5 protein-coding genes and 1 pseudogene are annotated in these 9,234 nt (G+C 62.8%); 1 reads left to right on the top strand and 5 read right to left on the bottom strand.

The annotated features are described in order from the left end of the window. Positions 1-138: 138 nt before the first annotated feature. The 4 genes from B7L71_RS08635 to B7L71_RS08615 all read right to left on the bottom strand — a co-directional run bounded on the left by B7L71_RS08635 (position 139) and on the right by B7L71_RS08615 (position 5,835). Positions 139-411, bottom strand: coding sequence for a YheU family protein (locus B7L71_RS08635; RefSeq protein ID WP_081137351.1), 273 nt, complete (start codon positions 409-411; stop codon positions 139-141). After that, a complete protein-coding gene (gene ligA / locus B7L71_RS08630) occupies positions 408-2,444 on the bottom strand; it encodes an NAD-dependent DNA ligase LigA (protein ID WP_081137349.1) in 2,037 nt (678 codons plus the stop codon). Before ligA ends, B7L71_RS08635 begins: the two co-directional genes overlap by 4 nt. 107 nt (positions 2,445-2,551) lie before the next feature. Continuing rightward, positions 2,552-4,714, bottom strand: a complete 2,163-nt coding sequence (locus B7L71_RS08625) for a cell division protein ZipA C-terminal FtsZ-binding domain-containing protein (RefSeq protein ID WP_170919467.1) — start codon at positions 4,712-4,714, stop codon at positions 2,552-2,554. A 212-nt stretch (positions 4,715-4,926) separates the two neighbouring features. Then, entirely contained in the window at positions 4,927-5,835 is a 909-nt protein-coding gene (locus B7L71_RS08615; RefSeq protein WP_081137345.1) for a LysR family transcriptional regulator, read from the bottom strand. Between the two features lie 102 nt (positions 5,836-5,937). Between B7L71_RS08615 and B7L71_RS08610 the strand changes: the two genes are divergently transcribed. Beyond that, positions 5,938-7,107, top strand: coding sequence for a mandelate racemase/muconate lactonizing enzyme family protein (locus B7L71_RS08610; protein WP_081137343.1), 1,170 nt, complete (start codon positions 5,938-5,940; stop codon positions 7,105-7,107). Here the strand turns inward: B7L71_RS08610 and B7L71_RS08605 are convergent. Continuing rightward, positions 7,104-9,234: pseudogene (locus tag B7L71_RS08605) on the bottom strand (chromosome segregation protein SMC); the annotation flags it as partial. The gene B7L71_RS08610 and the pseudogene B7L71_RS08605 sit on opposite strands and share 4 nt — an antisense overlap.

Genomic DNA, 9,234 nt, shown 5'->3' with positions numbered 1-9,234 from the left:
TTCTCGTGGGCTGGCCAGCGCACCGCTGTGCGCCGAGATGCTGGCTTCCAGCCTGTGCGATGAGCCGCTCCCTCTGGAGCAGCCGCTGGTGGACCACCTGCACCCGGGAAGGCGCCTGATCAGTGCGCTGATCCGCGCTCAGTAATCGCCCTCTTCCTCGTCATCGGCCAGCTCTCGCCCAAAGGCACGCCATTGGGCGAGCGTCATCACTTCGGTCATTTCCAGCTCCAGGTCATGGGCGATGATCAGCTCGTGACGCTCCAGCTGCCGCTTGACCTCGGCGACCCAGCCGCGCATGCCTTCGCCGGTATCGGTGGTATCGTAGCCCTGGCGGGTCACGAACGCCTCCAGCAGCGCCTCCAGCGTCTCGGGCGGCAGCATGCGGGCGGGGACTTCTATGAAACGGCTCATTCGCTCTGCTCCCACGCGTTCAAACGCTCGATAAAGGTGGCTTCGTCGATCACTTCGACGCCTAGTTCCTCGGCTTTGGTGAGCTTGCTGCCCGCGGCCTCACCGGCCACCAGGCAGGTGGTCTTTTTGGACACGCTGCCCGCCACTTTGGCCCCCAGCGCCTGCAAACGCGCCTTGCCCTCATCACGGGTCATGCTCTCCATGGCGCCGGTCAGCACCCAGGACTGGCCTTCCAGCGGCCTGGGCCCCTGGGCCACCTCGGTTTCCTGCCAGACGACCCCCGCCGCAATCAGCGCATCCAGGGTGTCGAGGTTGTGCGGCTGCCGGAAAAAGGTATGGATGTGCTTCGCCACGATGGGCCCCACATCGTTGACCGCTTCCAGCGCGGGCGTGTCGGCCTCCTGAAGGGCTTGCAGCGTGCCAAAGTGGTTGGCCACGTTGGCGGCGGTGGCTTCGCCCACTTCACGAATGCCCAGTGCGTAAATGAACCGTGGCAGCGTGGTCTGCTTGGCTTTTTCCAGCGCATTGACCAGGTTGGTGGCGGACTTTTCCCCCATGCGCGGCAGGCTTTTGAGCTGCTCGACGGTCAGGTGGAACAGCTCGGCGGGGGTCTTGACCCAATCCTGCTCGACCAGTTGCTCGATCAATTTCTCCCCCAGGCCGTCGATGTCCATGGCCTTGCGGCTGGCAAAGTGCTTGAGCGCTTCCTTGCGCTGGGCCGCGCAGTAGAGGCCGCCGGAACAGCGGGCCACCGCCTCGCCTTCCAGGCGCTCGACTTCTGAGCCGCACACCGGGCACTGATCAGGGAATACAATGGCGCGGGCTTCGGCTGGGCGCTTCTCGACATCGACACGCACCACCTGAGGAATCACGTCCCCCGCCCGCCGAATCGCCACGGTGTCGCCAATCATGACGCCCAGCCGCTCGATCTCGTCGGCATTGTGCAGCGTGGCGTTGGACACCGTCACCCCCGCCACCGTGACCGGCTCCAGCCGCGCCACCGGGGTAATCGCGCCGGTACGGCCTACCTGAAACTCCACGTCGTTGAGCAGCGTGACTTCTTCCTGGGCAGGGAACTTGAAGGCCACCGCCCAGCGTGGCGCGCGGGCCACGAAGCCCAGCTCCCGCTGGTGGCGCAGGTCGTTGACCTTGATCACCACGCCGTCGATGTCGTAGCCCAGCTGGTCACGCTTTTCGCCCAGCCGTTCACAGTAGTCGGCCACGGCGTCTGGCCCTTGCAACACGCTCAGCTCGGTGCTGGTTTTGAACCCCAGCTGGGAGAGCCTGACCATCAAGGCGCTGTGGGTGGTATCGCCCATATCGGGCTCCAACCGCGCGGCCTGATAGGCGTGGAACTCCAGCGGTCGCGTTGCAGTGATGCGCGGGTCGAGTTGGCGCAGGCTGCCTGCTGCCGCGTTACGCGGGTTGGCAAACACCTTGCTGCCCTCGTCTCGGGCACGCTGGTTCAGCGCTTCGAACCCGGCGTGGCGCATGATGACCTCGCCACGCACCTCCACCAGCTCGGGCAACGTGCCGCCCATCAGCTTGAGCGGCACCGAGCGCAAGGTGCGCAGGTTGGAGGTAATACCCTCGCCCGTACGCCCATCGCCACGCGTTGCCCCGCTGACCAGCACACCCTGTTCGTACACCAGCGAGACCGCTGCGCCATCCAGCTTGGGTTCGCAGCTGAACTCGATCTCCTCGGGCTGGCACTCCAGGCGCTCGGCCACCCGCTGGGCGAAGGCCACGATGTCTTCCCGGCTGAAGGCGTTGTCCAGCGACAGCATGGGAATGGCGTGGGCCACTTCCGGAAAGCCTTCCGCCGGGGCCGCGCCCACTCGCTGGGTGGGCGAATCTGGTGATATCAGGTCAGGGTGTTCTGCCTCGATCTGCTGCAAACGCTGCAGTTTGCGGTCGTAGTCGGCATCGGTCAGCGTTGGCTCGTCCAGCACATAGTAGCGATAATTGGCGTCATCCAGATCAGCGCGCAGTTGGCCAATCTCTTCCAGCAGGGCGGGGTCTAGCGAACTCATGCGGACATTCCGAAACAAATGAAAAAGGGGTCAGTGAATCATCAATGCGGTCGTAACAAAAACACCCGCCTTCGGGTGGAAGGCGGGTGTGGGTATGACAAAAACGTTTAGCGTGCCTGTAGCTGGCGATGCAGCCGATGGCGCCGCTCGAAATCGCGCACCCGCTGGCGGGCAAACTCGATGGTTTGTGCCGTCATGACGCTGCGGTTCTCGTCTTTCAATTCGCCGCCCATGTGGCGCACCACCACCATGGCGGTTTCCACCATGGCTTCGAAGGCGGCGGCGCTATCCAGCGCACCGGGCAGCGGCATCAGGAAGGTGATGCCCGGGGTGACGAACTCGTCCATCTCTTCGATGGGGAAAGTGCCGGGCTTCAGCACGTTCACCATGGAGAACTGCAGCTCGCTTTCCTCGCTTTCGGTTTCAAACCGGTTGAACACGCCCATGGTCCGGCTGTAACGCAGGCCACACGCCATCATCAGCTCCAGCAGCTTGCTGCCATCGAACCCTTCCGGGTCGCGAGACAGCACGCTGATGACGATCATCTCTTCGGCATCTGCCAGAGTTTCTCGTGCGTGCTCGCCGTTGACGTCGTGACGCAGCGCCTTCTCCAGCGTCGGGTGGGCGCGTACCACGCTGTCCCGAGCCTCGTAGGACTCATCGTAGCCCGCGTCGATATCCGCGTAAGCAGCGTCGTAACCTGTCTCGGCGGCGCTATCGGCATAATGAGCATCGTCGGCATAATGAGCATCATAGCGCGGCGAGGCATCATCATGGGCGCTAAGCGGTGCATCGAAGCGCTCGGCAGCCTCGTAGCTGTCCAGAGCCGGAGCCTTGCCACGCGTAGTGCGTTTGGCGGCAGCTTCCGTCGCCGCTAACTCGCGGGCCTGGGCTTTTTCCTGTGCGATGCGCGCTTTCTCTGCTTCTGCCGCTTCCCTGGCCACGCGGCGCTGCTCGGCTTCCAGCGCTTTGCGCTCGGCTTTCTGCTTGGCCAGCGCTTCGGCGCGCTTGGCTTTTTCGGCTTTCTTGATCGCTTTCTGTTTGCGACGCTCGATAATACGGCGCTTGAAGGAGCGGCCAATGCCTTCGAAATCGACCAAGCGGTAACGATCTACCTCGTCGTCGTCCAGCTCGTCCACATCACCTACGATATCCGAGCGCAGCTGGCGGCGTCTCGGCGTCTCGGAGGTCTTGGCAAAGACGGCATCTTCCGGCTCGGCGCGCAGCACCGGCTCGGCATCGGGCTCTGGCTCCACGGCGCTCAGCGGCGTGCTTTCTGTCGTGTCACCGGCTGACAGAACGGGCTCGTCGCTTTCAGGGTTCGCCGCGACTGTCTGATCGGCCGTGGCTTTCTGGTTCGTCACGTCGTTCTGATTCGTCACGTCTTTGGCAGCCACGCGCTCACTGGAAGGTGCGGATACGGTGACGTCGTCGCTGGCCGCTGACTGGTCGGGTGCATCCATACTAGCGGCTGCGTCACTGGCAGGTGCTTCACTGGCAGGTGCTTCGCTAACCGTTGCTTTACTTACGGCAGACGCCGCGGGGGCTTCCACGCGAGCGGTTGGCACGGATGCGGCAGCAGGCTCGGAAACCGTGGGAGCCGCCGTTTCCGGTGAAGGCTGCTGCTGAGTGGCTGGTTCAGTGGCTGGCTCAACGGGGGCAGCAGCGGAAACGGTGGTGTCCTGCGGGGCCACAGGCTGAGCCGCAAACAGGCTGGGTTCACGACGGGGCTCACTATGTGGGGTCTCTTGAGAAACAGTGTCGGCGGCCTCGGGCATGGCACTCTGTGCAGCAGATGCAGTAACGGACGATGGAGCCATCGGCGGCTCGGCCCGAGACGGCATTTTCAGGGGCTCACTGTGCCTGGCTGTCTCACCCGTTGTCGGTTCGGATTGGGCCACGGCAGGTTTGGCAGACTTCGAAGTAAACGACCTGGCGTTTGCAGTAACGGATTGGGCAAACGAGCGGCGGAAGTCAGAAAGGACTTTTGAAGGCCCGGGGTGCTCCTGACGCTTTAATTTGGGCTTTTGGCCCAGGCCGCTGTAATCGGCAGGTTTGACCACCCGCGCACCGCCGTTGGGCAGCTCCCAGTTGATTTCAGCTTCTCTGGCCTCGTCACTCAACTCTTCCGGCTTGACGGCGGGCAGATCCTTGCCAGCCTGATCCAGCTGCGGAACACGACGTTGACGTTGAAGCCTTCGCACACCATCAACGACGATGAGCGATACCAGAGCCAGTCCTAGAATGATTAACCACTCTCTTAATTCCATGTCGAGCATTCCATGGGTCAACTAACCGGTTACAAGATGCAGCGCATGCGCAGCACCCAAATATGGGGGACCTTCTGATCAATATACGTTTAATGCCTAGCATAGCGCGATTATTACAAAAAGGGCCACTTTTTGCAGGCATTTGCACTTTTAAACTGGCATATACGTTTTTTAAGCCAATCCACAGACCTTATCAAGCTCATAAAGTGCCGCTATGAGGCTGTCGTGTTCTTGCCTGTCTGAGTAGCCACCAGCGTTTGCCAAAACGAGCTGGCAAAGGGACTGGCCAACTGGCGTGGTCGTGTCAGCTGGATAGCCACCGGCACATCCCATTCCGGGGGCAGCGCACGCACCAGGCGCCCTTCCTCAACTTCTTGTTCGGAAAGACTTTCAGGCAGCCAGGCCAACCCCTTGTTCTCGATGGCCATGGACATCAGCACGGCGGCCAGATGGCTGCTGAAATGGGCCTGGGAAGAGAGGGTCGCTGGCTGCCGCTGACCCAGACGATGGCGCAAGATGCGCCCTAGCCCCGAGGCGTCAGTGTACGCTAAATAAGGAAAAAACGAGGAAGCCGCGCCAAGCCCCAGCTCGCGCCCCACCAAAGGAATCAATCGATCCTGACCGACGGTGAGACTCTCGAAGTGCTCCGCTTCCAGAGGCGAGTCGACGGCGGGGTCTCGATGGCTCAATAAAAACTGTGCCGTTCCGCGCAGTAAGAGCTGCTCGCAGTTGGCCATGCTATCGGAGTGAAGTTGTACGGCATGCAGCGCGGCACTTTGCTCTTGTTGGCGTATCCAACGCGGAAAGAAAGTAAACGAGAGTGAATGAGTGGCCGCAAACTGGAGCGCCGCCGTTGCGCGCTGGGCAACTTCCTGGGCTTCACTGCGTAAACGATAGAGTCGCCCTGCGGCATCGATGACACTAGCCTGAATATGCTGGCCCGCCTCGGTCAACGTGGTGCCTTGGGGCGTGCGCACGAAAAGAGCCACCCCCATCCACTGCTCCAGCGCTCTGACTCGGCGGCTGAACGCGGGTTGCGTCACATGGCGCGCCTGGGCGGCACGGATGAAACTGCCGTGTTCGGCCAGGGCATTGAAGTCTTCCAACCAGTTCAGTTCCATCTCGGGCAATGCCATTTCAGCATGGGGTAGCTGACTAATAGCATTAGTCAGCCGCCACTGTCACCCCCTATGGTGAGGCGACCACTGTTTGAGGAGCCAGCCATGCGTATTCTGGAAATTCGTGAGAAAACCGTCTCTATCGCCTCCCCCATCGCCAATGCGTACATCGACTTTTCCAGGATGACCTGTTCGGTGGTGGCGGTCGTCACCGACGTCATCCGTGACGGTAAGCCTGTGATTGGCTACGGATTCAACTCCAACGGACGCTATGGCCAGGGTGCTCTGATGCGCGACCGTTTCCTGGATCGCCTCAAGGAGGCCGACCCGGACAGCCTGATCGACCATGCGAACGACAACCTGGACCCGTTCGCGATCTGGAAAACCCTGATGACCAACGAGAAGCCAGGCGGCCACGGCGAGCGTTCCGTGGCGGTAGGCACGATCGACATGGCCATCTGGGATGCCGTCGCGAAAATCGAGGGCAAGCCGCTATATCGTCTGCTGGCCGAACGGTATCGCGGCGGGCAGGCCGATGACAATGTGTGGGTCTATGCAGCAGGAGGCTATTACTACCCCGGCAAAGACCATTCCAAACTGCAAGATGAGATGCGTAGCTACCTGGACCGCGGTTACGAGGTAGTGAAGATGAAAATTGGCGCGGCCTCTCTGGATGAAGACCTGCGCCGTATCGAGGCCGTGCTGGAGGTGGTGGGCGATGGCAGCCGCTTGGCGGTCGATGCCAACGGGCGCTTCGACCAGCAAACGGCCATTGCCTACGCCGAGGCAATGAAGCCTTACCGACTGTTCTGGTACGAAGAGGCCGGAGACCCGCTGGATTACGCGCTGCAGGCGGAACTGGCCAACCATTACAGCCTGCCCATGGCCACCGGCGAAAACCTGTTCTCCCATCAGGATGCGCGCAACCTGCTCCGTCATGGCGGCATGCGCCCAGACCGAGATTTCGTGCAGTTCGACTGCGCGCTTTCTTATGGCCTGGTGGAGTACATGCGCACGCTGCAAGTCATGGATGAGCTTGGCTGGTCCTCACGCCGTGTGGTGCCTCACGGTGGCCACCAAATGTCGCTGAATATCGCGGCGGGGCTGCACCTGGGAGGCAACGAGTCCTACCCGGATGTTTTCCAGCCCTTCGGTGGCTTTGCCGACGGCATTCGCGTCGAGAATGGCTACGTGGGGTTACCGGACATTCCCGGCGTGGGTTTCGAAGCAAAATCGGCGCTGTACGCGGTGATGCGGGAGCTGGGCGAAGGCTAATCCACCAGCGCGGCGGCTTCGTCGATGCCCACCGACACCAGCCGCGAGACGCCGGGCTCCTGCATGGTCACCCCCATCAGGCGCTCGGCGGCTTCCATGGCAATCTTGTTGTGGGTGATGTAGATGAACTGGACGTTCTCCGACATCTCCTTGACCAGCTTGGCGTAGCGCCCCACGTTGGCATCGTCCAGCGGCGCGTCCACCTCGTCGAGCATACAGAACGGCGCGGGGTTGAGCTGGAAGATGGCAAACACCAGCGACAGCGCCGTGAGCGCTTTTTCGCCACCGGACAGCAGGTGAATGGTGCTGTTCTTCTTGCCCGGTGGACGTGCCATGATCGCCACACCGGTTTCCAGCAGGTCGTCTCCCGTCAGGGTCAGCCAGGCAGCCCCGCCACCAAACACACGGGGGAACAAGGCTTGCAGCCCGGTATTGACCTGTTCGAAGGTTTCCTTGAAGCGCACCCGGGTTTCCTGGTCGATGCGCTTGATGGCGCGCTCCAGGGTCTCCAGCGCTTCGCTGAGCTCTGCATGCTGGGCTTCCAGGTAGTTACGCCGCTCCGCCTGCTGGTCATACTCTTCGATGGCCGCCAGATTGATGGCGCCCAGGCGACGAATTTTTTCGGAGGTATTCTCCAGCCGCTCCTGCCAGGTGGGTTCGCTGGCGTCCTGGGGGAGCGTCTCGGCCAGCTCATCGGCATTGTGCCCCAGTTCCGCCAACTGCTCGTCCTGGGTGGCCGCCTTGAGTGCCAGCGCCTGCACCTCCATGCGCCGCTGCTGTAGCTGTTCGCGACTCTGCTCCAGATTGCGCTCGTGCTGTTGGCGGGCCAGCTCGTCATTGCGCAGCTGCTCGGCCAAGGCCTGGGCCTGCTGGCGCGTCTCGTTCAGGCGGCGCTCCTGCTGCTCGCGCTGATGCAGCAGCTCTTCCAGCTCTTCGCCGGCGAGTTCATCCGGCTCTACCAGCATTTCCCGCGACTCTTCCAGCTCGGCAATGCGCAGGGTCAGCCGCGCCTCGCTATCGCTGGAGCGGGCCTGCTGGGCTTGAAGGCTGTCACGCTCGGCCTTCAACCTTTCTCGCTCTAGCGCCAGCGCCTGTTGCCGTGCCTTGAGCGGGGCGTGCTGCTGATTGAGCCGCTCGCGCTGCTCACGCTGTTGATGGCGCTGCTCGGCGCTGGTTTCTCGGGCTTCGGAGGCGGCTTCCAGCTGCTCCATGGCGGTGTGCCAGCGGGCACGCTGCTCTTCCAAAGTAAGCGTTAACTCCGCCTCATCCTCTTGCAGCCGGGCCAGCTCATCGTCCAGCTCGGCGGCACGGCCTTGCAGATGCTCCAGCCGCTGGGCCAGGCGCTGCTCCTGGATGGCCAGCTGTTGGCGGGCGCTGGCGTGATCACGCTCCTGCTCGGCCTGCTGCTCGCGCTGCTCCTCCAGCGCGTCCAGCGCCTCGCTGGCCGTGTCGCACTGCGCATCGAGCAGCGCCAGCGCCTCTTCGGCCTGGGCGCGCTGCTCGGCCAGCTCGGTGAAGCGGCGGCGGGTCACCAGCAGAGCATCCACGCCTTCACCGTTGGCCTGCTGATGCAGCCACCCCCGCCCACGCCAGACGCCATCGCGGCTGACCACGCTTTCACCCTTGGCCAGGCTGGGTAGCAGCGCCTCAATGTCATCCGCGCTGTCGACGAAGTGAATGCTCGCCAACCACTCGCTCAAGGCCCCTGCCCCAGTGACCAGTGTGTGCAGCCGCTGGCCCGTATTGGGCAGCCCGGCGGGCAGCGCCTGGTCGATCAGGCACCAGTCGGTGGCCAGTGCTTCGGGTAGCGCCTGCAGCTGTTGGGTAGCCACCAGCCGCGCGTTGAGCCAGGGGGCCAACAGCCAGGAGATCACTCGCTCCCAGCCCGCCGACACGTCGATGGCCTCGCCCAACCGCGGTGCCTCGGCCAAACCGTATGCTGCCAGCGCCTCACCAGATTGAGGGTCGTGGTCCGCCAGGGCGGCATCGATCAATGCTTGCAGCGATGCCAACTCGCCCTGCTGCTGGCTGAGCGCCTGACGCTGCTGGTCTCGCGCTTGCTGGGCCTGCTGGTAAGCCGCCTTGGCATCGCTGAAGCGCTGCTGCCACTGCTCGCGCTGGCTCTGG

The sequence above is a fragment of the Halomonas sp. BC2 genome, from assembly GCF_002078115.1.
Classification (GTDB): domain Bacteria; phylum Pseudomonadota; class Gammaproteobacteria; order Pseudomonadales; family Halomonadaceae; genus Vreelandella; species Vreelandella stevensii.
Note: the sequence above shows the minus strand (reverse complement) of the source record. Positions and strands in the feature narration are given on the sequence as shown.

Bases quoted from the DNA above. Each gene is read 5' to 3' on its own strand.
- B7L71_RS08635 (WP_081137351.1), bottom strand. From the start codon at position 411: ATGAGCCGTTTCATAGAAGTCCCCGCCCGCATGCTGCCGCCCGAGACG.
- ligA (WP_081137349.1), bottom strand. From the start codon at position 2,444: ATGAGTTCGCTAGACCCCGCCCTGCTGGAAGAGATTGGCCAACTGCGC.
- B7L71_RS08625 (WP_170919467.1), bottom strand. From the start codon at position 4,714: ATGGAATTAAGAGAGTGGTTAATCATTCTAGGACTGGCTCTGGTATCG.
- B7L71_RS08615 (WP_081137345.1), bottom strand. From the start codon at position 5,835: ATGGAACTGAACTGGTTGGAAGACTTCAATGCCCTGGCCGAACACGGC.
- B7L71_RS08610 (WP_081137343.1), top strand. From the start codon at position 5,938: ATGCGTATTCTGGAAATTCGTGAGAAAACCGTCTCTATCGCCTCCCCC.